The 23680-nt window shown below is 62.1% G+C and carries 24 protein-coding genes; 16 read left to right on the top strand and 8 right to left on the bottom strand.

Annotated elements, in window-relative coordinates; all coding sequences use genetic code 11:
- Position 1: 1 nt before the first annotated feature.
- Together ACFVSI_RS05145 and ACFVSI_RS05140 are read left to right on the top strand one after the other, a co-directional pair.
- A complete protein-coding gene (locus tag ACFVSI_RS05145; protein WP_387820366.1) occupies positions 2-745 on the top strand; it encodes a ThuA domain-containing protein in 744 nt (247 codons plus the stop codon).
- A gap of 3 nt (positions 746-748) precedes the next feature.
- The gene (locus ACFVSI_RS05140; RefSeq protein WP_387820364.1) at positions 749-1915 is read left to right on the top strand and encodes a Gfo/Idh/MocA family protein; all 1167 of its coding nucleotides are present in this window, start codon (positions 749-751) and stop codon (positions 1913-1915) included.
- 49 nt (positions 1916-1964) lie between these two features.
- Here ACFVSI_RS05140 and ACFVSI_RS05135 read toward each other — a convergent pair whose 3' ends face one another.
- From ACFVSI_RS05135 to ACFVSI_RS05120, 4 genes are all read right to left on the bottom strand, one after another.
- Entirely contained in the window at positions 1965-2687 is a 723-nt protein-coding gene (locus ACFVSI_RS05135; RefSeq protein WP_387820362.1) for a hypothetical protein, read from the bottom strand.
- Between the two features lie 228 nt (positions 2688-2915).
- Positions 2916-3491 carry a hypothetical protein gene (locus ACFVSI_RS05130; protein WP_387820360.1) on the bottom strand — a complete coding sequence of 192 codons (576 nt, stop codon included), beginning with the start codon at positions 3489-3491 and terminating at the stop codon, positions 2916-2918.
- Positions 3492-3536: 45 nt separating this feature from the next.
- A complete protein-coding gene (locus ACFVSI_RS05125; RefSeq protein ID WP_387820358.1) occupies positions 3537-3944 on the bottom strand; it encodes a hypothetical protein in 408 nt (135 codons plus the stop codon).
- Positions 3945-3990: 46 nt separating this feature from the next.
- The gene (locus tag ACFVSI_RS05120) at positions 3991-4140 is read right to left on the bottom strand and encodes a hypothetical protein (protein WP_387820356.1); all 150 of its coding nucleotides are present in this window, start codon (positions 4138-4140) and stop codon (positions 3991-3993) included.
- 390 nt (positions 4141-4530) lie between these two features.
- On the opposite strand from ACFVSI_RS05120, the gene ACFVSI_RS05115 reads away from it, so the two are divergent.
- The 3 genes from ACFVSI_RS05115 to ACFVSI_RS05105 all read left to right on the top strand — a co-directional run bounded on the left by ACFVSI_RS05115 (position 4531) and on the right by ACFVSI_RS05105 (position 6878).
- A complete protein-coding gene (locus ACFVSI_RS05115; RefSeq protein ID WP_387820355.1) occupies positions 4531-5478 on the top strand; it encodes a hypothetical protein in 948 nt (315 codons plus the stop codon).
- A gap of 453 nt (positions 5479-5931) precedes the next feature.
- Positions 5932-6699: a class I SAM-dependent methyltransferase gene (locus tag ACFVSI_RS05110; protein WP_387820353.1), complete on the top strand. Its 768-nt coding sequence runs from the start codon at positions 5932-5934 to the stop codon at positions 6697-6699.
- A complete protein-coding gene (locus ACFVSI_RS05105) occupies positions 6696-6878 on the top strand; it encodes a hypothetical protein (protein ID WP_387820351.1) in 183 nt (60 codons plus the stop codon). The genes ACFVSI_RS05110 and ACFVSI_RS05105 overlap by 4 nt, the downstream gene beginning before the upstream one ends.
- A gap of 31 nt (positions 6879-6909) precedes the next feature.
- Here ACFVSI_RS05105 and ggt read toward each other — a convergent pair whose 3' ends face one another.
- The 4 genes from ggt to ACFVSI_RS05085 all read right to left on the bottom strand — a co-directional run bounded on the left by ggt (position 6910) and on the right by ACFVSI_RS05085 (position 12627).
- Positions 6910-8766, bottom strand: a complete 1857-nt coding sequence (gene ggt, locus ACFVSI_RS05100) for a gamma-glutamyltransferase (RefSeq protein ID WP_387820349.1) — start codon at positions 8764-8766, stop codon at positions 6910-6912.
- Positions 8767-8874: 108 nt separating this feature from the next.
- Positions 8875-9819, bottom strand: coding sequence for a hypothetical protein (locus ACFVSI_RS05095; RefSeq protein WP_387820347.1), 945 nt, complete (start codon positions 9817-9819; stop codon positions 8875-8877).
- 879 nt (positions 9820-10698) lie between these two features.
- The gene (locus ACFVSI_RS05090; protein WP_387820345.1) at positions 10699-11601 is read right to left on the bottom strand and encodes a hypothetical protein; all 903 of its coding nucleotides are present in this window, start codon (positions 11599-11601) and stop codon (positions 10699-10701) included.
- A gap of 9 nt (positions 11602-11610) precedes the next feature.
- A complete protein-coding gene (locus ACFVSI_RS05085) occupies positions 11611-12627 on the bottom strand; it encodes an SPFH domain-containing protein (protein WP_387820343.1) in 1017 nt (338 codons plus the stop codon).
- Positions 12628-12734: 107 nt separating this feature from the next.
- Here ACFVSI_RS05085 and ACFVSI_RS05080 point away from each other — a divergent pair, with 107 nt between their 5' ends.
- The 11 genes from ACFVSI_RS05080 (at position 12735) to ACFVSI_RS05030 (ending at position 23574) form a co-directional block, all read left to right on the top strand.
- The gene (locus ACFVSI_RS05080; RefSeq protein ID WP_387820341.1) at positions 12735-13469 is read left to right on the top strand and encodes an NUDIX domain-containing protein; all 735 of its coding nucleotides are present in this window, start codon (positions 12735-12737) and stop codon (positions 13467-13469) included.
- A gap of 663 nt (positions 13470-14132) precedes the next feature.
- Positions 14133-14306, top strand: a complete 174-nt coding sequence (locus ACFVSI_RS05075) for a hypothetical protein (protein WP_189020560.1) — start codon at positions 14133-14135, stop codon at positions 14304-14306.
- Positions 14307-14612: 306 nt separating this feature from the next.
- The gene (locus ACFVSI_RS05070; RefSeq protein WP_387820339.1) at positions 14613-15089 is read left to right on the top strand and encodes a hypothetical protein; all 477 of its coding nucleotides are present in this window, start codon (positions 14613-14615) and stop codon (positions 15087-15089) included.
- A complete protein-coding gene (locus ACFVSI_RS05065) occupies positions 15086-16315 on the top strand; it encodes an NRAMP family divalent metal transporter (RefSeq protein ID WP_387820336.1) in 1230 nt (409 codons plus the stop codon). Before ACFVSI_RS05070 ends, ACFVSI_RS05065 begins: the two co-directional genes overlap by 4 nt.
- The gene (locus ACFVSI_RS05060; protein ID WP_387820334.1) at positions 16312-16731 is read left to right on the top strand and encodes a hypothetical protein; all 420 of its coding nucleotides are present in this window, start codon (positions 16312-16314) and stop codon (positions 16729-16731) included. Before ACFVSI_RS05065 ends, ACFVSI_RS05060 begins: the two co-directional genes overlap by 4 nt.
- The gene (locus ACFVSI_RS05055) at positions 16721-17056 is read left to right on the top strand and encodes a PRC-barrel domain-containing protein (RefSeq protein ID WP_387820333.1); all 336 of its coding nucleotides are present in this window, start codon (positions 16721-16723) and stop codon (positions 17054-17056) included. Before ACFVSI_RS05060 ends, ACFVSI_RS05055 begins: the two co-directional genes overlap by 11 nt.
- Before the next feature lie 126 nt (positions 17057-17182).
- Positions 17183-17533, top strand: coding sequence for a hypothetical protein (locus ACFVSI_RS05050; RefSeq protein WP_387820331.1), 351 nt, complete (start codon positions 17183-17185; stop codon positions 17531-17533).
- A gap of 116 nt (positions 17534-17649) precedes the next feature.
- A complete protein-coding gene (locus tag ACFVSI_RS05045; RefSeq protein ID WP_387820329.1) occupies positions 17650-18135 on the top strand; it encodes an SRPBCC family protein in 486 nt (161 codons plus the stop codon).
- A gap of 90 nt (positions 18136-18225) precedes the next feature.
- Complete coding sequence (locus ACFVSI_RS05040; protein ID WP_387820327.1) at positions 18226-19755, top strand: CHAD domain-containing protein; 1530 nt, start codon at positions 18226-18228, stop codon at positions 19753-19755.
- A 112-nt stretch (positions 19756-19867) separates the two neighbouring features.
- Entirely contained in the window at positions 19868-21604 is a 1737-nt protein-coding gene (locus ACFVSI_RS05035) for an ABC transporter ATP-binding protein (protein WP_387820325.1), read from the top strand.
- Entirely contained in the window at positions 21601-23574 is a 1974-nt protein-coding gene (locus ACFVSI_RS05030; protein WP_387820323.1) for an ABC transporter ATP-binding protein, read from the top strand. The genes ACFVSI_RS05035 and ACFVSI_RS05030 overlap by 4 nt, the downstream gene beginning before the upstream one ends.
- The last annotated feature ends 106 nt before the right edge of the window (positions 23575-23680 follow it).

Here is a 23680-nt window from a genome sequence, read left to right as displayed (position 1 = left end):
CATGTCTGATACGAAACTGAAGATCGTCGTCTGGAACGAAGGCGTCCACGAGGCCCGCAACGAGCCCGCCACTATCGGCGAGATGTACCCGGAAGGGATCCACGGCGCCATCGCCGCCGGGCTCCGGGGCTTTTACCCGGACTCTGAAATCACCACCGCTACCTTGGCTGATCCGGAACACGGGTTGTCCGAGGAAGCCCTGGCGCAGACGGACGTGCTGCTCTGGTGGGGCCACATTGCCCACGAGGAAGTCGCCGAGGAAGTGGTGGAGCGCGTGCAGCGGCATGTGCTCGGCGGCATGGGCTTGGTGGTGCTCCACTCCGGGCACTTCGCCAAGATCTTCACTCGCCTGTTGGGGACCACGTGCTCGCTCAAGTGGCGCAACGAGGGCGAACGGGAGCTGGTGTGGACCGTCAAACCGTCGCACCCGATCGCGGCCGGGATTGAAAGCCCGATCGTGATTCCGCAGCAGGAAATGTACGGGGAACTGTTCGATATTCCGGAGCCCGACGACCTGATCTTCATCAGCTCGTTCACCGGGGGAGAGGTGTTCCGTTCAGGCGTGACCTTCTCGCGCGGCAAGGGACGGATCTTCTACTTCAGCCCCGGCGACCAGGAATACCCGGTGTACCACCAGCCGCAGATCCAGAAGGTCATCGCCAACGGCGTGGGCTGGGTTGCGCAGCCGGGTGTCTTCCGCGAGGCGCCCGAGGTTTCCAACCCGTCGCGGGACTGGTTCGCCTAAGCCATGACAGTATCTCTTCCTGCTGGCCGTCCGTTGGGCGTGGCCGCTATTGGCTACGCGTTCATGGGGAAGGCCCACTCCAACGCGTGGCGGAACGTGGCCAGCTTCTTCGACGTCCCGGCCTTCGAGCAGCGTGTGCTGGTTGGTCGGGACGCCTCGGCGGTGGCCGAGGCCGCCCGCAAGTATGGCTGGGCGGAATCGGCGACCGACTGGCGATCCGTGATTGCGCGGGACGACATTGACATCGTGGACATCTGCGCTCCGGGCTGGATGCACGCGGAGATCGCTATCGCTGCGCTGGAAGCCGGTAAGCATGTGCTCGTGGAGAAGCCGCTGGCCAACACGTTGGAGGAGGCTGAGTTGATGACTTCGGCGGCAGCTTCGGCCCTCGAGCAGGGCGTGCAATCGATGGTCGGGTTCAACTACCGGCGCGTCCCGGCGCTCGCCTTGGCCCGCGAGTTGATCGCCGAAGGCCGTCTCGGAACCGTTCGGCACGTCCGTGCCGCCTACCTGCAGGACTGGCTATCCGACGTCGAAACCCCCATGAGCTGGCGGCTCCGGAAGGAGACCGCCGGCTCCGGGGCGCTGGGCGACATCGCTTCGCACGCGATCGACCAGGTCCAGTACCTGACCGGCCAGACCGTCACCGAGGTGACCGGGACGCTGCGGACCTTTGTTGCCGAACGGCCCGGTCCGTCGGGCCTTGAGAACGTGACAGTGGACGACGCCGCGTGGACCACTTTAGGGCTGACCGGCGGCGCGAGTGCCTCCGTGGAAGCGTCACGGGTGGCTACCGGACAGAAAAACTCCCTGAAAATTGAGATCTATGGGTCTTTGGGTTCGCTGACGTTCGACCTGGAGAACCTGAACGAGCTCGGCTTCCTGGACGCTACGTTGCCCGTGCGGGAGCAGGGGTTCCGGCGGATCCTGGTCAACGAGCCTGAACACCCGTACCTCGAGGCATGGTGGCCGCAGGGGCACATCATTGGCTGGGAGCACACGTTCACGCACCAGATCCGGGACTTCCTGTCCGCGATCCGCGATGGTGAGTCGCCGTCGCCGTCGTTCGAGGACGGGCTGCAGGTCCAGCGGGTGCTGGCCGCCGTCGAAGAGTCGGCGCGGAACAGAAGTGTGGTGACGGAGGTCCGACAACGGGTTGCCGTCGGTTAACCGGCAAGGGCCGCGACCCTTGAGGGTCGCGGCCCTTGCGGGCGGACTGCTACTTGATCAGTGCTGCTGCCTGCTCCATGAGGTCGCTGGCGGTGGCGACACCGTTGGCTTCAGCACCCTTGCCGGACGCCGTTGCGGAAATCAGCACCCCATCCTTGATGGCGTAAGCCATGTAGGTGGTTTGTGCCGAGCCGCTGGCCGTCGACATTTCGGTCTTGTAGGCCACGGTTCCGGGAACTGCATTGATGCCGTCGAACTTTTCAGTGGAGACGTTCATCGACTGACCGGACATGGTAAGTGTCATCTTCGAGCACTTCTCAACCTCGGCGCCGCTCTTGTCGATGCTGTCCTGAAGCTTCTGCTTCTCGAGCCCGGACGTCAGAGTCACCATTGTCATGACCCCTGATGCAGCGTCCAGATCTGCACCGGCGGCTGTTGTCGAACCGGCGAGGGTTTCAGTTCCGCCCAGCGTTGCAAGGTCCTTGCACTCAGCCGGTTCAATGGTGAACATGCTCATGAGCGCCTTAATGGGGTTCTCCTGGGCGAGTTCCTCGCTGGAAGCAACAGTCAATTCCTTGCCCGACTTCGGCTTGATCTGCTTGACGAGTTCAACGAGCTCGTCGTTGGTGTACTGCTTGGCGGCGGTGGGCGTGGGTGACGCCGTAGCCTCCGGCGAAGCGCTATTCGTGGAGCCCGTTGACCCACCACAACCTGTCAATGCCATCACTACCAACGCCGATATTCCGACGCTCTGCAGCGCAAACTTCTTCACTCTATTTCCCCCATTGGGTCTGCATTTACTGCCGGGGATTCCCAGCTGAGATAAGACTATCGGTCGCGAGGGTGTGTGCCCGTTCGCCCAGTAAGTTGCCGACCGTGATCCCTACTAATGGAAGAGAACGTAGAAGACGATCGCCAGTGCGGGGAAAAGCGCCTGGCCAATAGCGCTGGCAAGGAGACGCTTCTCCGAAGCCCTTCAAGAGAAGATGGTGTGCATTATCTAGAAGAGACTCACAACAAACTCTTCGATCCTTTCGAAGATCTCGGATTGCGCCGTCTGGGAAGCACGCCAATCGTTGTGAATCTGTAGGGAATGATCGGCCCCCGGCACTTCAATAAACGTGCCGTTAGTCTCCTCCAGTCGTCCTCCGTCCCAGAGTTTGTCCTCTGATCCACCGATGAACAGGTCAGACTTGGGGGTGGCAGCGATCGTGCTTCTCACTGAGGCATCGGTGAGGAGTGGTGTCAACCAGATGCCCGGAGTCAATGTCTCTTCGGCCCAGGGGATGCAAAGAGTGCTGAATGACTTGGCCACGATAAGCCGCTTATGCGCTTCGGGTGATTCCGCGAAGGCTTGCTGGGCGGCCATGGCAGCGAATTCGTGAGGATTAGCACTTGGAGAATCTTCGGGAGTCCATTTGACAGCGTGTACATGCCATCCCAAGGCGCCGAGCATCTCGCCTATCCAAAAGAGGACAGGCCCTTCCACCGGGTAACCGGAGCCAGGCAGCATTACAGCTACTTTGTTGGTTTCCGGATTATCCGTTGCGGCTCTTGCCCAAGTGAAGGATTTCATAGTGCATGCTACTGCTCGGACTGACGGGCAAATTCCACTCCCGCGTTATCGGTCACCGAGCTTCATCCCTTCTTGATCACGGGAGATGCTCCCTGCAGGCACATGGAAATGGCCATACCGGCGCAAGCAGAGATACATCCCCACGAAGCTGGCCACACCTAGGACCGGGGCGGCCCAGCCAACCACCGGCGAGTCGCGCAGGAGTATGGCAATTACCGAAAAGGCCATCGCCGCTACCGTGATCGCCGGGCTTTCACGGACCTTTTCGCGGCGGACACGGGAGCCCATCTGGCCGTAAAAGAAGCCAACCATCAGCGGAAAGGCGGTGAAAACGCAAGCCACAATCAGAAGCCAAGGCATAGCTATCGTCGTAGCAGCGCCGATTGTCAGGCCGTAAGAGGCGGCTAAGACAAGCCAGTAGCTGTTTGCACCATTTCGCGTCCTGACCACCATTTATGCACCGTGTCCTTTCTACCTCCGGCCTCAGAGCGATGAATAGCTATTTGGCCTGCCGTCTGTAAGCCACGTAGGTGGCAACCATCCCCACAGCCGCGGCGAAAGACAGCCACGCCGCCAACGGATTACTGAAGTACGCGATGCCGGCTGCAATCAGGAGCGCGGCAGCCGCAGTAAGGGTCAATAGCTTCATCGCCTCAGGATGCACCACCAAACGGCACTCATGAGTAGCACGACAGGAAATGAGTGGTCTTTTGGGGTTCTCTAGGTGCTCGCCAAGCCGAAAATGAGTGGTTTCAACAGCTGTCTAGGTGCTGAACCGGTCTCCCCCTGTCGAAAACGGCGGCCCGTGATGAAGCGGGGTGGGCAACTCCGCTCCACCACCTAGACGGCCGCGGGTCACCACCTAGATGACCACAAATCGCCACCTAATTTTGGCAATCCACCACCTAGTTTTCAAACTTTGGTCCTGTGCAAGCAATTCCATTCAGTTAGATGCCGATAGGTGCGGTGTTCACCGCAACCAAATTTGGATGCAAAAGTATCCAATTACATCGGAGGAAATTTGAAGAAGAATCTCTTGATGTCCACAAGGGTGGTCTTGGCCACGACACTGAGCGCTTGTCTCTTGGCAGCCGGTCTGGGTCCTGCCGTGGCCGATGACCACCGGGGTGGTTCACGTGCGATCGAACACACACGGTCGAATCCGTGGAGGGGCGACGCCGAATCGCCCGTCGCGACCGTACCGGTTGCGGGCACTGAAATAGTTACAACCGACGAACAATCGCAAGACAGCATCTCGGTATCGCTTCCCGGGACGCCTTCGCTTCCCGACGACGTGGATCTAAGCGGAGTACCGGCTGGGCTCTTTCATGGCGAGGATGCTCCCCTGGTGAGCACAGCGCTGCCCGCGGCATCGGTCACCGCCTACGCAACTGAGTATGGAAGTCAGTCCATCATCAGCGTCGAGGGTGACGCGGCGCCCCACGAGTATCGATTCGATTTGGATCTTCCTTCAGGAGCGTCAGCAGAAGTGAACGCTGACGGTTCTGTTCGGATCGTCGACGCCACCGGCAAACCGCTGGGTCTTGTGCAGGTTCCGTGGGCATACGATGCCAACGGGGCGAAGGTGCCCACATCGTTCTCCCTGGTAGGTTCGCAGCTCGTCCAAACGATCTCCCATGATGCCTCTACGGCCTACCCGATTAAGGCGGATCCAAGCATTCAGTGGATTCCGTGGCCGGTGCTCGCCGTCTGGGGTGCGGAGATAAAGGCCTTCAGCTCCATTTCAGTCGCCCTCGCGGCCGGCGGGGCATGGGCGGGATGTACCTTCACGCGGCTTTCCGGAGCCTGGGCGAAGATTGTGAGTCAGATCTGTACGGTAGTCGGTATTGCCGGCGTCAAAGGAGTCGTCGATGCTGTCGCTTCAGTATGGGGGCCTTCGTACATCAATAGCGGCACGTGTTACGGCGTTCCGCTGTACAACCCCCGGGGTGGCTTGGCAACCATGCCAGCCCGGGATTGCTGGTAGCAGAGGTGCTGCTTTGACCAGGGAAAAACCATGAAATGGTACCGGTACGTTCATCCAGCAATTTTCGTTGCATCGTTCATGCCGCTCGTGTTCTCATGGGTTCCGTTTTGGCAAGGCGTCGCTATACCGCTGGTCGCACTAATCCCCTTTGCAGCCAACGAAATCTGGCTTTCCCGAAAGGACAGGAAGCCGTCTGGTGGTAAGGCCCCGTAGGCATCCTGGCGGCGAACCCCCGGCACACGGGTCTTTGACCGGCGCCGGGGGTTTGCCCGTCTGAATTGCTTGAGCCACCTAGACGAAGTCTTTTTCACCACCTAGACGAAGCCAAAAAGCCCCTAAATTGGCCCGATTCACCACCTAGTTTTCCGATTCCACGCTGGGGTGACCAAAACCGCCCGTAGGGTCGGTTCAACGAACACATTCCAGCGCAACACTTTGGGGGAGTGCCAACAGATGACAACCACACCAGAGAGAGACACCGATCCCGTTCTGCAGACTTTGGAGGGAACGGAGCTGCCCGTGGTCCAGCGGGACGTCCACGGATTTCGCCTGTATGACCGGCTCATCGCCAACCAACCGACTGAGATTCCCGAGATCCTGGCCGCTGCGCGCCAGACCTCCGGGTCAATCCTTGAGCTGGCGCCCGGTTCCGGCCGCTTCACACGGAGTCTAAATCCCTTGGGGAGGGAAGTGTCCGCGGTGGAGCTGAACCTGCCAGAGTCCCAGCCGGAAGACACATATGGTTGCGTCATCCTCGGATCAAGTTACGCGACGCTCCTCGAGTCCCACCGCAGGCGACTGCTCTTCCGCTTTGCTAACCGGTGCTTGGCGTCTGATGGCCTTTTCCTGATGACAGTGCTGAACGCAGATCACCGCTACGAGCCAGGATCCACCAACAGCGGCGCCACGATATCGCAGTTGGACCAGGACTCCTTCCTGGTCACGGTTGAACGTCGGGATGCCCTTAACGGCGCACGGCACGTGAGTCTGAGCCACATCAGCTTTAACGAGCACGGAACCTACCGGTCGTCTGAGTACACGAGCGATATCGCCTTCGTGAGCACCGAGCTCATCGAAGAAGAACTCAACGCTGAGGGTCTCAGCGTTTTGGAACGTCGGCCCATCAAGGTTGACCCCGAAACTGCTGGCATTGAAGCGCTCAACCTTTGGGTGTGTGCCCGGAATCAACAGGGCCAGACAGAAGTAAAGGATCGTCCATGAGCAACAAATCGATGAGCTGGCTAATCCTGGCCATGGTCCTGGGATTCTATTCCCTGTACGTCTTCATTTCCGGTGCCAACGACTCCGTTTGGTCGCTCATCACCGGCGTCGTTTGCGCCCTCGCTGCCTGCACAGCGTACTGGCGATCCAGATCGGAACGCAGAGCGGACCGCGGCTGACAATGCCGCGGTCCGCTTTGACGGTAGGAAGCTACTTGAGCTTTGGACCCTTTCCGGGGCCTTGACCATGGTCCGAGACCACCATCGCCGACCCACCTCCGCGACGCGTCGGCTCGGCAACCGCGGTGAGCTTCCCGCCGTCGCCGAATTCGATGGCGGTCGCCGCGCCTATCTCGGCTTGGGAAGTGAACGCGTCACCTGCCGGCATCAGGTTGTGACCCTTCGCCTTCAGCGCCGGGCCGTAGGCATCAATGAACGCCGGCTCCGAGCTGACTGTGGTGCCGTTCCTCGGCGCTGCACGGGGTGCCGCGATGGCCTCGGAGACGGTCATGCCCAGGTCAACCCGGTTGATGATGGTTTGCAGGACAGTCGTGATGATGGTGGAACCGCCCGGCGAACCCAGAGCAAGGAACGGCTTGCCTTCGTCCAGGATGATGGTGGGCGACATGGAAGACCGCGGCCGCTTCCCTGGCTGAATACGGTTCGGATCAGCGGCGTCGTAAACGGTGCTGAAGTCGGTCAGCTCGTTGTTCAGGAGGAACCCACGGCCGGGAACAACGATTCCGGAGCCGCCCGTCTGCTCGATGGTCAGCGTGTACTCCACCACGTTGCCCCACTTGTCCGCAACCGTCAGATTGGTGGTTGAAATGTTCTCGGTATCGGACTCCTTGGCGTGCGGTGCCGCCGAAGTGGGGCACGCGCCGTCGTAATCCGTGACGTCGCCCGGGGCGACCGGCTTCTTGGCTGCCTTCGCCGGATCGATCAAGCAGGAGCGTTCCTTGCCGAAGGCAGGGTCCAGCAGTGCACTGGTTGGAACCTGCACAAACGCGGGATCACCGACATACGCGCCACGATCGGCGAATGCCAACGAACTGGCTTCGAAGTAGTGGTGCAGCGCGTCCGTCGGCTTCATCTCGGACAGATTGAACGGTTCAAGGATGTTCAAGGCTTCGCCGACCGTGGTTCCGCCGCTGCTCGAGGGTGCCATGCCGTAGACGTCATAGCCGCGGTATTTCATGTGCGTGGGGTCCTGATCCACAGCAACGTAATCCGCCAGGTCCTGTGCGGTCATGAAACCAACGGGAACGGGCAAGGTGGGCTTGGCAACTTTAGGCGGCGCCTGCACGGTATTGACGATGTCGGCAGCAAGCTGCCCGCCGTAGAAGGCGGCAGTGCCTTCCTCGGCAAGGAGCCGATAGGTCGCCGCGAGATCGTGGTTCTGGAAGACACTTCCGACGGCGGGAGCGTCACCACCGGGAAGGAACAGATCCTTGGTGGAGGAGAAGTTGCTGAAACGGGCCTGGTTATCCTCGGTTTGTTGGCGGAATGTCTCGTCCACCACGAAACCTCGGGTCGCCACCTTGATGGCGGGCTTCAGCGCATCTCCCAGACTCAGGGTGCCCCAGCGTTCCAGCGCCCGCTCCCACGTGGCAGGCGTGCCGGGGACGCCGACGGATACGCCGCTGGTCACCAGTTGTGGGGTGAAGTCGTACGGCTTGCCGGTGCTTGGGTCGATGAAAGCATCGTTAGGCATCGCCGCGGGGGCGGTTTCCCGGCCGTCTATGGTACCGACTTGGCCGGTCTTGGCGTTGTAGAAAACGAAGTAGCCGCCGCCACCGATGCCCGCGCTGTAGGGTTCGGTGACTCCGAGGGTCGCCGCCGCAGCAACGGCGGCATCGGCAGCGTTTCCGCCCTTCTTCAAAACCTCGATGGCGGCTGCGGATGCTTCAGGATCCACGGTGCTCACGGCCCCGCCGTAGCCGGTTGCTGTCGCTGTTTTCTCCGTTTGACGGGGATCAGCGAAAGCCGGATTGGCGATACCCAGGCTTGTAGCGCCCAGTGCGAAGGCTGCTGTGACAGCGGCCAGCTGACGTCTCACATGAGTCATGGTTTCTCCCAGAATTTTCCCAGACGATGATGTGGCGAACGGTTCGGCCACCCTACCCCGGGGGTTCTGCGAGGGACAAAGGTTGATTCTTGAAGCAGCGACGGCGGCTCAAGCCTGCGCTGGGTTCTTCCGGCCGGTCATTGCGCGAATTCCTGCACCAGCCAGCCCAATGCCCACGGCGAGCAACAGCGTTTGGCCGGCACCGCCGTCGGGCCCCAAAGCGGCGGTGAGGACCTGCTGGCCCATGAGGACCATCTCGGTGACATCCCCGGCGATCGCGCGGGTCGCCAACACTGACTGGACCGCGGTGAAAACGGCCGGGATCACCCACAAGAACGCGAGGTCCAGAACCCAGACGATAGTGCGGCGGGCGGGTTTGAGACCGCACCAAGCCAGTGCGCAACCCACCAGGACAGCGGGGATCCAGTGGGCTATTGTCGGGACTTCGAGGGGCATGTTGCTTCGCCCCGCAACGCCGATGACCCACTGTACTGCCCAGGATGTGAAGGGGACGGCGACGAGTCCGACCCCCAGAGCGGTAGCAGCACGAGACGTCGAGCCGATCAGGAGCTGCGCCACGATACTGGCAGCAATCGAGAGGGTGACGCAGGCAAGCAGGCCGAAGTAGTAGAAGTCCGTCAGCTTCCCGCCGGCGAGACCGTCGTTGAGCACTGTAAAGGACTGCGCTGTTGCCACCACCTGGACCATTAAGACGCCGACAACCGCGCACCACATCGCAATGGCCCGGCGGGCCGGATTCCAGAGCCGTACCGCCAAGCCAGCGAGGGCGCCGCCGGTGGTCAGGAGCGCGACCAGGGTGAGGATCTCATACTGACTCAACGGCAGCAGCGCCAGCGGCATCTGATCCGGCATCACCGGGGAAGCCCAGAGGTTCTGCAGCGGCAGCTTCGCGCCAGTAATCCACCAGGGGAGCAGGCCAAGTGCTCCAGCAAGGGTTCCGATCAGCAACGCGACTGCAGCTTGGACGCTCGCCCTGCCCGGATGGCTGGCCGACGGCGGCGCGTGTTCCGTTGCGTGCTGGGCGTGGCTCACGGAAGCTCCTTGGTATCGGGGATTGCGCGGCGGGCTGGGCCCGGGTAAGAGAGTCAAACCGTATACTACATTGATTGGATTAAGTGGACCTGAATGGTGATTTCTTCAATAAGCGATTAATGAAGAAGCAGGTGCTGGGGCTGCGTGACTTAGGGGAAGATGCCGTTGGCGGAAGCCGGAAGAAGGACGAATTCGGCGGTCCCGCGGGGTGCGCACGTTTTTGTTGATGAATCCAAGTCGAAAGCGTATTTTGTTGCCGCCACCGTGGTAGCCCCGGAGGCCCTCACGTCTGCAAGGCGAGCAATATCGGATTTGCGCCGCGCGGGCCAGCGCAGCGTTCACTTCAAGAGCGAGAGCGACAGTTCAAGGAATGCTTTCCTGAGAGGTGCGATTCGAGCTGGGCTGAGGGTTCGTCTTTATGTTGCTCGTGGCCTCCCCGACAAAGTTGCCCGGCCTTTGTGCCTGGAGCGCCTAATGGAAGACCTTGTTTCGGGTGTGGCTGCCAGGCTGGTGTTGGAAAGCGACGCGTCGTTGGAGCAGGCAGACCGTCGCATTATTGCGCGGCACCTTCGGGAAAACGAGAGTGGTGGTTCGTTGCGCTACATGCACTCCCGGCCCCACGAAGAACCTCTTCTCTGGGTGAGTGATGCAGCGGCTTGGTGTCACCAAAAGGGTGGCGATTGGATTCGTAGGTCAGCCCCGCTGGTGGAAGAAATCATCCCTTGCGTTCCTTAAATACCGCAGGTCCGGCTCGTCATACCATCCGGAAGACTGCCAGACCCACTTCGCAGGGCTACTGCCCATTGCACTCATCATCTTACCGCAATTGCCGGATTGGGGTATTGCTGGTTGCGCACAGCCCAGCACCAACATGGTGTACTAAACAACCAGCCGCAGCGGCCTTTGCCCCAGCTGCACAGTGATCTCCTGCCCCCACGAAGCCGTCAGCCGGTCGTCCTCCATGCCATCGCCGAACACCACCAGCTGGTCCGATGCCACGGTGATCCGCAGCGTTTCGCCTGCTTCCAGCACACCTTCGGTCAGTGAAGCGCCCGTGACCGGTGACGGCCATGCCTCGCGGACAAACCACGCCAGCCGAGGATCGGTGGGTGCGGGCAGCGTCCGACCGCCGCGTTCCAGGGCAATGGAAGCGCACCATCCCGTGGCGCCCGTCCCGGTGGAAACGATGAGGCCCGACGACGACTGCCGCTCAGTCTGTCCGCCTGCCTGGGTGAAACTCGGGGCGGTCAGGGTGTACTTGGCCGACTGGTGCGAGGCGTGCCCGACGAAAACTTCGTTCAGCGCCGAAAGCTGCTGACCGTCGTCGAGCGTTGCTGTCACCGTGGTGAGGGCCTGGCAGCGAAGCCGCCCAACGTCGCCGGAAGCCAGAAGGGCGGCAGCCGCGGCAGGGGTGTGCCGCACCAGTACGCCCGGGTTCGCGCCGGGTTCTGGATCGATGCCGATCACAGGCTGCCCATTCAGATACTTGGCGACGTTCGCCACCAGCCCGTCCTGCCCCACGACGGCGATGATGTCTTCGTCTGTCAGCAGGAAGCGGCTGAGGTCCGCACGTTCCACTTCGGCATGCCGCCAATCCGCCGGAATGGATGCCCGCACGGCCGTGAGTGCGGAAGTGAGGCGCTCGTGCCGGTCCTGAACGTCCTGGAGGCTGCGGCCACGGGTGCGGAGGAAGAACTCCGCCTGGCCCCGGGTGGCGTGCCGGTCCAGCAGTTCCTGGAGCTCGGTGCGCCGGTGGACGATGACGATGCGCGGTGTTGCCATGGTGCGACCTTACTTGGTGGTTTCGGTGGTGGCGGTGTCCTTGAACAGCCCGGCGAGTGCTCCGCTGAGCAGGTCCGGGGTGATGGTGAGGTTCCCGATGTTTGGCAGGCTTCCGGCTGCGTCCTTGAGGGCCAAGGCCAGGAGGGTGGTCTGGTCCATGCCGCTGTAGACCTCCATGGTGGCAGCTTCGCGGGCGGCTGCCGCTTCACCCACCAGGCGAATCTGGTTGGCCTCCGCAGCGGCGCCGATTCCCTGCCGTTCAGCGGAACCTTGAGCTTCGATCAGCCCGGCAGCTGCCTTCTCCTCGGCGGCGCGGCGGGCGTTTGCGCCTTCCTGCGCCACCAGGTTCTCCCTGCGGACGGCCAGTTCGATCTGGCTCGCCATTTCGTTCTCGGAGATGGTGCGTTCACGTTCGACGGCGACTGCCCGCCTTTCGTACACGGCCCGGTCCGCTTCGGCTTGGAGCTGCTCGCGGACAGGGGTCTGCAGGGCACGTTCGACCTCGGCTTCGGGCCGGACGGCGAGGACCTGGACGCCCAGGATCTCGATGCCGGTGGATTGCAGCCTTGCGTCGGCGCGGAGGGCATCAGTCAGGACGAGACGGAGCTGGCTGACTCCGCGTTCCAATGCCTCGGCGAGCGTGGTGGTGGCGATCTGGTCGATCGCGTGGCTTTGGCACAGCTGGCCGATGATCGTGGATACCTGCTCGCGACCGGTCGCGGGGGCCTTGGCTGCGGTTTGAAGTCCGAAGTCGAGGCGGGTGGAGACCGCAACGGGGTCGATGAAGCGGTAGGTCACGTTGGCCTGGACGCTGACGTCCTGGTGGTCCCGGGTGATCGCGTGGAAGAGAGTGGGCAGTTCCTGGTCGTCCACTGGGACTTCGCTGAGCACTGAGTTCGCGGGGCGGAAGAAGAATGCCTGGCCGACTCCCTGGTGCTTGACCGCACCCTTCTGCAGGTGCACGACGTAGCCCGTGGGGCTGCCGAGGAAGTGGCTGATCCAGGGGTAGCGCTTGATGGTTGCCATGATGTTTCGCCTCTTTCGTTTAGTTCTCGTCACTTTGACGATAATCAAACTCTAGGTAGACGCGATCATTATTGTCAACATGACGATAACTCCCCTAGGATTGCTTCATGCCTTCAAATCATCCGGCGCCTGAGCGCTTTCCGGTGACTGTCGACGTCGTCGCCCTTACCGTGCGCGACGGCGAGCTGCACGTCCTGCTCATCACGCGCCTCATCGAGCCCTTCCGCGGCAAGCTTGCGTTGCCTGGCGGCTTCGTCCTCGCGGGCGAGGACTTGCTGGAGGCGGCGGTCCGTGAATTGGCGGAGGAGACCGGCGTCGAACGCTTGCCTGGGCACCTCGAGCAATTGGGGAGCTATGGGCCCAGGGGGCGTGACCCCCGCGGTGATGTGCTCACTGTCGCGCACCTGCTCCTGGCGCCCGACTTTCCGGTGCTTGCGGCCGGCAGCGACGCCGAGCAGGCGGCTTGGTATCCCGTCCGGGAGGTTCTCAATGGCCAACTGGAACTGGCCTTCGATCACGCAAAAATCCTCGACGACGCGCTGGAGCGGGCCAAGTCGAAGCTCGAATACTCACCCTTGGGCGCGGCATTTTGCGGTGAGGAATTCACCATTGCCCAGCTCCGCGCCGTCTACGAGGCCGTATGGGGCACGCGCCTCGATCCGCGCAACTTCCACCGAAAAGCGACCGGGACGCCCGGTTTCCTGGAGGACACCGGCCGCATGACAGCGGGCGACGCCGGCCGCCCGGCCGCGCTGTTCAGGCTCGCTCCCGAATCGCGTCCGACGGCGGGCCACCCCGCCCGTGCGGTGCTGAACCCGCCGCTGATGCGCCCCCGCCCCTAACCCCCGCCGGGCCCCACGGGCGGGAGTTTTTGTACAGATAACGCACTTTAGAGGCCCTTTTAGGCGCGTTATCTGTACAAAAACGCGCCGGGAGGGGGGTCTCTCGTGTCCGTGAGCCGGAGCGAACTCCGGATGCAACGCGCCGGGGAGTGGGTGCTGGACAGGCGCCGCGAAACGGTAGTAAGTTTCCTGACGAACTACTACGCCAAAGGAGGATGCACGCCTATCATGATGCTATGTACGGACCGCTCGCGGGAAAGATTGGTTTGGATCCTTTTCCACGGGGGTACGTAAGAAATATGGAGATGAATTTCTCCAACCGGTGCCCGTTGGCATGGGTGGCGCTCCACATGGTGTGGGGTACCAGCGGACGCCTTCCTGAATAGACAAACAGTTATTGAAAGGGATGCGTAGCTCAATGAACACACTCCTCATAATCGCAGGTGTAATCGCGATCATCTTGCTTCTTGTAGGCGGTCTGAACCAGGCCCTTAGTTTCCTGCTGTGGGTAGGAATTATCCTGCTCGTGCTGGCACTTATTGGTTGGGTCGTCGGCAGGGGCCGGTCTCGCGTATGACAACTGATCCAAGCGAAGTTGCCGGTTTTTCCCAGGTTCGCGATGGAACCACCACCCCTGGCCATCCCATTCCCAGGGAGCCGGGGGTGCCAGAAACCAGCGGTCCGGGAGATGCCGGTGACGCATCGTCGGGAAGTCAGGATGACGCCGTCGATGCTGGTCCCAGCGAATCTGCCAATCCACCCGGGCCGGCAGAAGAAAAGGATGAAAAGACCGCGGACAACCGTGGTCTGACAACCGAGACCAATCCAACGGATTGATCGGATCAGCGGGCGGCGGACGGGAGATATCCGGTCCGCCGCCGCGCTTCTTTTGGAAACTGTGGCACTAATTGCTGAACGTCGTCACTTAGCGATTGGGGTAGAAATGAGAATCGGCTCAATCCTCGGGCTATTCGTCGTTGTTTGGCTCATTATCGGGGCAGTAGCCGCCGGCCAGAGGGGATACTACAGCGCCCCGCCCGCCCAATGCTCGCAGGTGGCCACGATTGCCTTGAATATTGTTGCCGGCCCACTCAATTACACGGGTTTGAATCCCCAGGGCGGATGCGAGATACCGAAGCCGTCATGAGAAACACCCCGCAGTTCCGCACGGTGGCACTGACCTTCCTGCTGATCGTTGCCGCGCTGCTGGCTGGCTGCTCACAGAGGCCCGCCGCCGACTCCTTGGAAGGACCTGCCAAAGAAGTGGCTTCCGCCGTGCGCGCGGCCAGCCTTGCGCTGGACCTCAGGATTGCGGACAGCACGACGGCGGCCGCCGCATCCACCACTGCTGACGACATGCTGGGCGACGTCGAATCCGCCACGGATCACGTCCACCGGCTCTCAGCGCAAACCCAAGAGGAAAGCATGCTCCGGAACGACGTCCTGGCCGCGTTTTCTTCTGTTTCCCGGGCGCTCCTGCACGCGCGCGATGCTCTCTCCCCGACCTCCGGAGTCTCCGATGATGCGCAGGGTCGCGCCGAACTTTCCACCGTGCAGGGTGAACTCCGCGTTGCCACGGATCAACTCGACAACCTCATGACCAAGGCCGGCATCCAGTGAAACGGCTCCTCGGTGTTGCGCTCGGCATCCTGACTGCGATCGGGGGCTTTGTCGACATCGGGGACCTTGTGACCAATGCCGTGGTGGGCTCGCGGTTCGGGATGTCGCTGGCTTGGGTAGTGCTGGTGGGTGTTGTGGGTATCTGCCTCTTCGCCAATATGTCCGGCCGGGTGGCTGCGGTCTCCGGCCGGGCTACCTTCGAGGTAATCCGGGAGCGACTGGGTGCGAGAGCCGGATTGGCCAATCTGGGAGCGTCGTTCCTTATCAATGTCATGACAGTAACTGCCGAAATCGGCGGCATTGCCCTGGCGCTCCAATTGGCCAGTGGCGTGGCCTATCTGCTTTGGGTTCCTTTCGCCCTGCTGGCCGTGTGGCTTGTGGTGTGGCGGGTCAAGTTCAAAATCATGGAAAACGTCACCGGGCTTGTTGGATTGTCCTTGGTGGTGTTCGCGGTGGCCCTGTTCCTGCTGAAACCCGACTGGGGTTCGCTGCTCGGACAAGCTTTGCCCCCGGCGGTACCTGAAAGCGAGAGTGCCGGAACCTACTGGTACTACGCCATTGCATTGTTCGGTGCCGCGATGACGCCCTATGAAGTGTTCTTCTTCTCCTCGGGAGCAGTCGAGGAACGCTGGAAGATCAAGGACTTGGCGCAGTCGCGTATCAATGTCCTCCTGGGTTTCCCGCTGGGAGGGTTTCTGTCCATAGCGATCGCCGGGTGCGCCGCCGTCGTTCTTCTGCCTGCCGGCATCAGCGTCACGTCGTTGTCGCAGGTGGCGCTTCCCGTCGCTCAGGCCGGTGGCCAGCTCGCCCTGGCGGTGCTGATTCTGGGCATAGTTGCGGCAACGTTCGGGGCGGCCTTGGAGACGACGCTTTCCAGCGGATATACCCTGGCGCAGTACTTCGGCTGGTCTTGGGGCAAGTTCCGTAGTCCCGCCCAGGCCGCCCGTTTCCACGTGTCCATGATCGTGGTGCTGTTGGCTGGCGTCGCGGTGCTGGCGACGGGCGTCGACCCCATCCTGGTCACCGAATACTCAGTCGTCTTTTCGGCAATAGCCCTTCCACTGACCTACCTGCCGATACTCATCGTGGCCAACGATCCGCAATACATGGGCAAGCACGTCAACAGCCGGGCGGTGAACATCGCAGGGGTGATCTACCTGTTCATCATCCTGCTGGCATCCTTGGCCGCCATTCCATTGATGATTGTCACAGGAGCCGGAGCATGAGCAAGAACAAGCGCGTCCAGCCACAGGAAATACACGCCGCACCCCAGTTGGCGGGGCTGGTGCTCGATGCCCAGCTGCACTTGCTGGACAGGCAGGTATTGGACGTCGACGGCGTCCCTGTCACCACTGTTGACGACATCGAGTTGAGTGGTCCGGAAGCCAACGAAAAGATCCCCGAAGGAACGGCCGGTCCCCACATCACGGCGCTGCTCACCGGACCGGTCCTGGGAACGCGCATCTTCGGCGGCAGGCCGCCGTCGAGCCGTTTGATCCGCATCCCCTGGAAAGTGGTGGCGGACGTGGACACGGTACTGACATTGGGTGTGCGCGCAGATTCAATGGATGCCTCGTGGGTGGAGCGGTGGCTGCGAACCCACGTCATTGCCAGGATTCCTGGAGGCCGCCATGAACCTTAACGATCTGCTGGCCAGCGAGGTGGTGGATGCTACCGGGCAGCGATTGGGCGAAGTCTCGGACTTCCGTTTCGTGTTGGATGCTGCGGGCGGCCAGCTCTTGAGCCCAGCCAGGCTGGTGGGCATTGTGGTGAGCCCGCGGACGGCGGCGTCGTTCCTTGGCTATGAGCGGCAGGGCCTCACCCAGCCATGGCCGTTGGCCCAGCTGTTCCGGTGGTGGCATAGGGGTTCATTCCTGGTGCTCTGGGAAGACATCGCCGTGATGGGGCCAGGGGAGGTGGGGCTGCGGCCCGGCTTCACTGCCTACGACGCGCGGCTGACACGATAAAGCATATGGCGGCTAAATGCTAAGTTTACTGATAATTTCGTCAAAGGCATGGACATGCCACTAAGCATCCTTATAGGTTCGAAGTGTTCCATTAACACGTTCGCCGCATCGGAAAGGACACGTCACATGGACAAGCAGGACGCCACACCGGAAGAGGAAGTAGGGGGCTACGGCACTCCTACCGCAGAGCAGGAAACAGGCGGCGGCCAGGCCCAGCCCCGCGTCGAGGAAGACATCGACGAGGCCGCACTGGGAGAGGGAGCCGGCGCGCCGAACCTCAGCCACCTGGATCCCGAAGACTCGGACAGCTCAGGAGAGCCAGGCGCAGGCCGCTTTGGCGGGATCGACGAACAGTCCCACGCGGAGCAGTCGTCGCAGCCGGCAGACGCTGACGAACTGCCGGACGGCAGTGGCAACGACCTCCCGCAGGAAGAATCGCCCAACGACGATGACGAAGAGAACTTCGACGCCGGCTAAATAGCTTTGGCTGGCGCGCTTAGACTGGCGCGCCACTGGTTAAGCAGCCAGCCGGCTGGTGCGCCGCCGGGAATCACGAATCTGGAAACAGAGACAAGATCGAAGGAGCAAAACCCATGGCAACGGTTAACAAGTCAATTGACGTAGATGTGCCCGTGTCTGTGGCCTACAACCAATGGACGCAGTTCGAGTCCTTCCCGCAATTCATGAACGGCGTGGAGGCTGTGGAGCAGATCGATGACACTGCCCTGCACTTTTCCACGAACGTGGGCGGGGTCAAGCGGGAATACAACGCCCAGATCATTGAGCAAGTCCCGGACGCCTTGGTGAGCTGGGCCAGCGTTGACGGCCCACGCAACTCGGGAACGGTGAGCTTTGTGCCACTGGAGGATGGCCGGACCCGCGTCAACGTGGCCATCGACTGGGAGCCGGAAGGTCTTGCCGAAAAGGCAGGATCGGCGCTCGGCGTGGACGAGCTCCGGGTTGGTGCCGACCTGGACAAATTCAAGAAATTCATTGAGGCACAAGGACATGAAACCGGTGCCTGGCGCGGAACGGTGTCCGGGGGCGATGTGGATGACACAGGCGGAGCCCTTCTGTAAGTTTCAGCCCCAAGCGAGGGCCGGCCATTTCAACGGGCCGGCCCTCGCGGCATACTTGGAGCAAGCCGCAACGAGGGAGTTATGAGGGCCATGGCAACGTCCAGCAGCGTGGAAGCAGAGCAAAAATTCGACGCCGTGGAGTCCACTCCGCTTCCGACGCTGGAGACCATCGATGGCGTGGGAAGAGTCGGCGAACCAGTGAGCCATACGCTCGAAGCCACCTACTTCGACACGAGGCAGCTTGCCCTGGCCAGACACGGAATCACCCTTCGGCGCCGCACTGGAGGGCACGACGCGGGCTGGCACCTGAAACTTCCGCTCGGCCCCGGCAAACGCACGGAAATCCATGCTCCCTTAGGCAGCGAGGATGTTGTGCCGACGGAACTCATGGACCGGGTGCTCGCCTACACGCGGGCCAACGCAGTCTCGGTGGTGGCAACCTTGCACACGGAGCGCACGAGCTACGCCTTGTATGGAGGCCACGGAGAACGTGTGGCTGACTTTGTGGATGACCATGTCCGCGCCAACGTGACCTTGGGGGAGGCCCACGAGCTGCAATGGCGGGAGTGGGAGGTGGAACTGGCAGCCTCCGACGGCAAAGGTGATGCTCTGCTGGCCGACCTGACCCATCAGCTTTCCTCGGTCGGCGCGACTCCCAGTAAGCGGTCGTCCAAGTTGGCCACGGCTTTGGGCGGCCAATGGCCTACGCCCGGGAAAGCCGAGGAGAAGAAGGACAAAAAAGCCGCCAAAACCGAGGCATCCGTTCCAGTGCTCAGCTATCTGCGTACGCAGCTGGCCGGCCTGCTCCTCCAGGATGCCCACGTCAGATTGCACCGGGACGATTCCGTTCACCAGCTGCGGGCCTACACGCGGCGGATCCGCTCCGTCCTGCACAGCTACCGTGAGATATTTGAGCCCGAACCCGTTGCCGGACTCGAACAGGGATTGAAGTCGCTGGCGGAAACACTGGGCAGGTACCGTGACACGGAAGTCCTGCACGAACATCTCCGCGCTTCCCTGGATGAACTGCCCGAGGAACTTGTCCTGGGCCCACTGCACGCGGAGCTGGAGGAGCGTATGGAGGTCAGGGCCGACACCGCGAAGGCAGCCATTCAAGCGCGGTTGACCAGCCCGCACTACTTCCGGCTTCTTGATGACCTCGAGGCTTTCATCGACACACCACCCCTGACCGAAAAAGCCAAGGCGCCAGCCCGGAAAGCCACCGCGAAGCTCGTCAACAAAGCGGTCAAACGGCTCCACAAACGCCACGACGCGGCGGTGGCGGCCGCCGTCGGGCATTCACGCGACGAAGCCTTCCACAACGTGCGGAAGGCGGCGAAAAAGATGCGTTTCGCGGCAGCTGCTGCGGAAAGCGTCCATGGCAAGCGCGCTGCGAAGCTTGGCAAGGCTGCGCACAACGTGCAGTCGATCCTTGGGACCCGCCAGGACAGCGTGATGGCGCGCCGCGAGTTGCTGGATCTTGGCTCGGCAGCCGGTGCGGGGAGCGCGGCGTTCACCTACGGGGTGCTTTATGCCGTGGAAGGCACAGCATCGGATGCTGCGCAGCGGAAGTACCTGAAAAAGAGCGCCAAGGTGTTGAAGCTGCGGCTCAAGAAGTAGCCTGCGAGTCGGCCACGGCACTGGCACGCGGCAGAGCCCGGATTGCCCTCTAGTTGCCCACAGCAACCAGACGTAAACTGGCCTTCGGTTCACATCTAGGCTCGGAGACAGCATGCTCTGGAAGGTACTGGTTCGCTTCCTGCGGCCGCATCAGCGGCTGTTGGTCGCCGTCGTCGTTTTTCAACTGGCGCAGTCGATCGCATCCCTGTACCTGCCAACCCTGAACGCCGACATCATCGATAACGGCGTCGCCGCCGGGGACACGGATTACATTCTGCGGATGGGCGGCTTGATGCTCCTGATCACGCTCCTGCAGATTGCCTGCGCCGTGGTCGCTGTCTACTTCGGTGCCAAGGCTGCCATGGGGATGGGCCGCGATGTCCGTGACGCGATCTTCAGCAGGGTGGGCGAATTCTCGGAGCAGGAAGTCACCCGATTCGGCGCGCCGTCGCTGATTACCCGCTCCACCAACGACGTCCAGCAGGTGCAGCAGCTGGTGCTGATGTCGTGCACACTCATGGTCACGGCGCCGATGCTCAGTATCGGTGGCGTGATCATGGCGGTGCGCCAGGACGCCCAGCTGTCGTGGCTGATCGCCGTGTGCGTGCCGGTGCTGCTGGTTGCGGTGGGCCTGATCGTCTCGCGCATGGTGCCGCTGTTCCGCAAAATGCAGGTCCGGATCGACGCCGTCAACCGCGTCCTGCGCGAGCAGCTCACCGGCATACGGGTGGTGCGGGCGTTCGTGCGCGAGGACATGGAAGTGTCCCGTTTCGGGCGGGCGAACGACGACGTCACGGACGTTGCGCTGCGGGCCGGCCGGTTGATGGCGCTCATGTTCCCTGTGGTCATGCTGGTGATGAACGTGTCCAGCGTGGCGGTGATCTGGTTCGGCTCGTTCCGGATCGAGGACGGCTCCATGCAAGTAGGAACCCTGATTGCGTTCCTGAGCTACCTCATGCAGATCCTCATGTCCGTCATGATGGCAACCTTTATGGCGGTCATGATCCCGCGTGCCTCCGTCTCCGCCGACCGCATCGGCGAGGTGCTGGAGACCGACTCCAGTGTCCGGCCGCCGTCGAACCCCGTTTCCCTGACGGGCCGCCGCCGCGGCCAATTGGAAATGCGCGACGTCGGATTCGCCTACCCAGGTGCCGAACGGCCCGTGCTGAGCGGTGTCACCTTCACCGCGTTGGCCGGCCAAACTACGGCGATCATCGGCAGCACAGGCGCCGGCAAAACCACGCTCGTCAATCTGATGCCACGGCTCTTCGACGCCACCACCGGCTCTGTCCGGATGGACGGAGTAGACGTTCGTGACCTCCACCCGGACCTGTTGTGGGGGCATATCGGCCTGGTTCCACAGCGGCCGTACCTGTTCTCCGGCACTGTCCGCAGCAACCTCCATTACGGTAAGCCGGACGCCACCGAGGACGAATTGTGGCAAGCGTTGCGCGTGGCCCAGGCGGATGATTTTGTGCGCGGGATGGAAGGCGGGCTCGATGCGGCCATCTCGCAGGGCGGCACCAACGTCTCCGGCGGCCAGCGGCAGCGGCTCGCGATAGCCCGGGCGCTGGTGAAGCAGCCGGAGCTCTACATTTTCGACGATTCCTTCTCCTCCCTGGACACCGCCACGGATGCCCGGCTGCGCCAAGCGCTCAAACGGCACACGAACGGCGCCACCTTGGTGATCATCGCCCAGCGCGTGTCCAGCATCGCCGACGCGGACAGGATCCTGGTGCTCGACGACGGCAGGATCGTTGGGCAGGGAACACACGAAGAGTTGCTGGAGACATCCGAAACGTACAGGGAGATCGTGTCGTCCCAGCTGGCAGCGGAGGAGGCAGCATGAGCACCACCACTGCACCAGCCGGAGGGCGCGGACCTCAGCGTCCGGCAATGGGCCCCGGGCGGGGTGGACCGTTCGCGGGGATGAACGTGCCCGCCGAGAAAGCCTCCAACTTCAAAGGCTCGGCGCGCCGGCTCCTGGGAACCTTGCAGCCGGAACGACTCTGGCTCGGCCTGGTCCTGGTATTGGCCGTGGCAAGCGTTGCGCTGTCCGTGATCGGTCCGCGGCTCCTCGGCGAGGGGACCAACCTGATCTTCGCAGGCATCGTGTCCAAGCAGCTGCCCGCCGGGGTCTCCAAAGAACAGGTCATCGCGGGGCTTCGCGCCTCAGGTGAGAACAGCAAAGCGGACATGCTGAGCGCCATGACCCTGACACCCGGCGTCGGAATCGACTTTGGCGCGCTGTCCTCCGTACTGTTGTGGGCACTTGCCTTGTATGTCTTGGCCTCAGCGTTCGGTTGGATGCAGGCCTACGTCCTTAACGGCGTCGTACAGCGGACCGTGTACCGCCTCCGCCAGCGCATCGAAGCCAAAATCCACCGCCTCCCGCTGCGCTACTTCGATTCCATCCAGCGCGGTGAGCTGCTCAGCCGGGTGACCAACGACGTCGACAACATCTCCCAAAGCCTCCAACAATCCATCAGCCAGGTAGTGTCGTCGCTGCTGACGGTGCTGGGCGTGCTGGTGATGATGTTCATCCTCTCGCCCCTGTTGGCGCTGATCGCCCTGGTCACCATCCCGCTGACGTTGGGCATCACCATGCTGATCGCCAAGCGCTCGCAGAAGCTCTTCGTCGCGCAGTGGAAGAACACCGGCGAGCTCAACGGGCAGATCGAGGAAACCTACACCGGGCACGCCTTGGTAAAGGTCTTCGGACGGCAGAACGAGGTGCAGGAGAAGTTCCGTGCCAAGAACGCCGAGCTTTACCAAGCGAGTTTCGGTGCGCAGTTCGTCAGCGGTCTGATCATGCCTGCCATGACGTTCATCGGGAACCTCGTCTATGTGGGGATTGCCGTGGTGGGCGGCCTGCAGGTGGCTTCCGGGGCCATGCAGTTGGGCGATGTGCAGGCGTTCATCCAATACTCCCGGCAGTTCACCATGCCTCTGGCGCAGCTCGGATCCATGGCGAACATGCTGCAATCCGGTGTTGCCTCAGCCGAGCGCGTATTCGATCTGCTGGATGAGGACGAGGAATCGCCTGAACCTCCCGCCTCTGACACGGGGCCTGGTCGAGGCCGGCTCGTGTTCGAGAACGTCTCCTTCAGTTATTCGCCGGACAAGCCGCTGATTACGGATCTCAGTTTGGTGGCTGAGCCCGGGCAGAGCATCGCCATTGTTGGGCCTACCGGCGCGGGCAAGACGACGCTGGTGAACCTCATGATGCGGTTCTACGAGCTCGACGGCGGCCGGATCACCTTGGACGGCGTTGACATCGCCACCATGTCCCGGCAGGAACTGCGCTCGCGGATGGGCATGGTCCTCCAAGACACGTGGCTGTTCGGTGGGACCATTCGCGACAACATTGCCTATGGCAAGCCTGATGCTTCCGAATCCGCCATTGTGGAAGCGGCCCAGGCCACGTATGTGGACCGCTTTGTCAGGTCCCTGCCCGAGGGCTACGACACCGTCCTCGACGACGAGGGCAGCAACGTGTCCGCCGGCGAAAAGCAGCTGCTGACCATTGCCCGGGCTTTCCTGTCCCGGCCATCGGTGTTGATCCTGGATGAAGCTACGAGTTCCGTTGATACCCGGACCGAGGTGTTGGTGCAGAAAGCCATGAATGCCCTGCGCTCGGACCGGACCAGCTTTGTGATTGCCCACCGGCTCTCCACCATCCGCGACGCCGACCTCATCCTGGTGATGGAGGCCGGGCAGATCGTGGAGCAGGGTACCCACTCGGAGCTGCTGGCTGTTGGCGGCGCCTACTCCAGGCTGTACGAAGCCCAGTTCGCGGCACCGGTGGCAGAGGTCTGAGGGCTCCTCTGCAGGGGAGCTGTACCTTCACGACCCCTTTCAACTTCGGGGCGGCCTTTTTCAACCGACTTCGGTTGTATTTGCCTTAGCCGGGGCTGAAAGTGGG

Source organism: Paenarthrobacter sp. NPDC057981 (genome assembly GCF_042886835.1).
Lineage (GTDB): Bacteria > Actinomycetota > Actinomycetes > Actinomycetales > Micrococcaceae > Arthrobacter.
Note: the sequence above shows the minus strand (reverse complement) of the source record. Positions and strands in the feature narration are given on the sequence as shown.

Coding starts and splice junctions, on each gene's coding strand:
- ACFVSI_RS05145 (WP_387820366.1), top strand. CDS start 2: ATGTCTGATACGAAACTGAAGATCGTCGTCTGGAACGAAGGCGTCCAC.
- ACFVSI_RS05140 (WP_387820364.1), top strand. CDS start 749: ATGACAGTATCTCTTCCTGCTGGCCGTCCGTTGGGCGTGGCCGCTATT.
- ACFVSI_RS05130 (WP_387820360.1), bottom strand. CDS start 3,491: ATGAAATCCTTCACTTGGGCAAGAGCCGCAACGGATAATCCGGAAACC.
- ACFVSI_RS05125 (WP_387820358.1), bottom strand. CDS start 3,944: ATGGTGGTCAGGACGCGAAATGGTGCAAACAGCTACTGGCTTGTCTTA.
- ACFVSI_RS05120 (WP_387820356.1), bottom strand. CDS start 4,140: ATGAAGCTATTGACCCTTACTGCGGCTGCCGCGCTCCTGATTGCAGCC.
- ACFVSI_RS05115 (WP_387820355.1), top strand. CDS start 4,531: ATGTCCACAAGGGTGGTCTTGGCCACGACACTGAGCGCTTGTCTCTTG.
- ACFVSI_RS05110 (WP_387820353.1), top strand. CDS start 5,932: ATGACAACCACACCAGAGAGAGACACCGATCCCGTTCTGCAGACTTTG.
- ACFVSI_RS05105 (WP_387820351.1), top strand. CDS start 6,696: ATGAGCAACAAATCGATGAGCTGGCTAATCCTGGCCATGGTCCTGGGA.
- ggt (WP_387820349.1), bottom strand. CDS start 8,766: ATGACTCATGTGAGACGTCAGCTGGCCGCTGTCACAGCAGCCTTCGCA.
- ACFVSI_RS05090 (WP_387820345.1), bottom strand. CDS start 11,601: ATGGCAACACCGCGCATCGTCATCGTCCACCGGCGCACCGAGCTCCAG.
- ACFVSI_RS05085 (WP_387820343.1), bottom strand. CDS start 12,627: ATGGCAACCATCAAGCGCTACCCCTGGATCAGCCACTTCCTCGGCAGC.
- ACFVSI_RS05080 (WP_387820341.1), top strand. CDS start 12,735: ATGCCTTCAAATCATCCGGCGCCTGAGCGCTTTCCGGTGACTGTCGAC.
- ACFVSI_RS05070 (WP_387820339.1), top strand. CDS start 14,613: ATGAGAAACACCCCGCAGTTCCGCACGGTGGCACTGACCTTCCTGCTG.
- ACFVSI_RS05060 (WP_387820334.1), top strand. CDS start 16,312: ATGAGCAAGAACAAGCGCGTCCAGCCACAGGAAATACACGCCGCACCC.
- ACFVSI_RS05055 (WP_387820333.1), top strand. CDS start 16,721: ATGAACCTTAACGATCTGCTGGCCAGCGAGGTGGTGGATGCTACCGGG.
- ACFVSI_RS05050 (WP_387820331.1), top strand. CDS start 17,183: ATGGACAAGCAGGACGCCACACCGGAAGAGGAAGTAGGGGGCTACGGC.
- ACFVSI_RS05045 (WP_387820329.1), top strand. CDS start 17,650: ATGGCAACGGTTAACAAGTCAATTGACGTAGATGTGCCCGTGTCTGTG.
- ACFVSI_RS05040 (WP_387820327.1), top strand. CDS start 18,226: ATGGCAACGTCCAGCAGCGTGGAAGCAGAGCAAAAATTCGACGCCGTG.
- ACFVSI_RS05035 (WP_387820325.1), top strand. CDS start 19,868: ATGCTCTGGAAGGTACTGGTTCGCTTCCTGCGGCCGCATCAGCGGCTG.
- ACFVSI_RS05030 (WP_387820323.1), top strand. CDS start 21,601: ATGAGCACCACCACTGCACCAGCCGGAGGGCGCGGACCTCAGCGTCCG.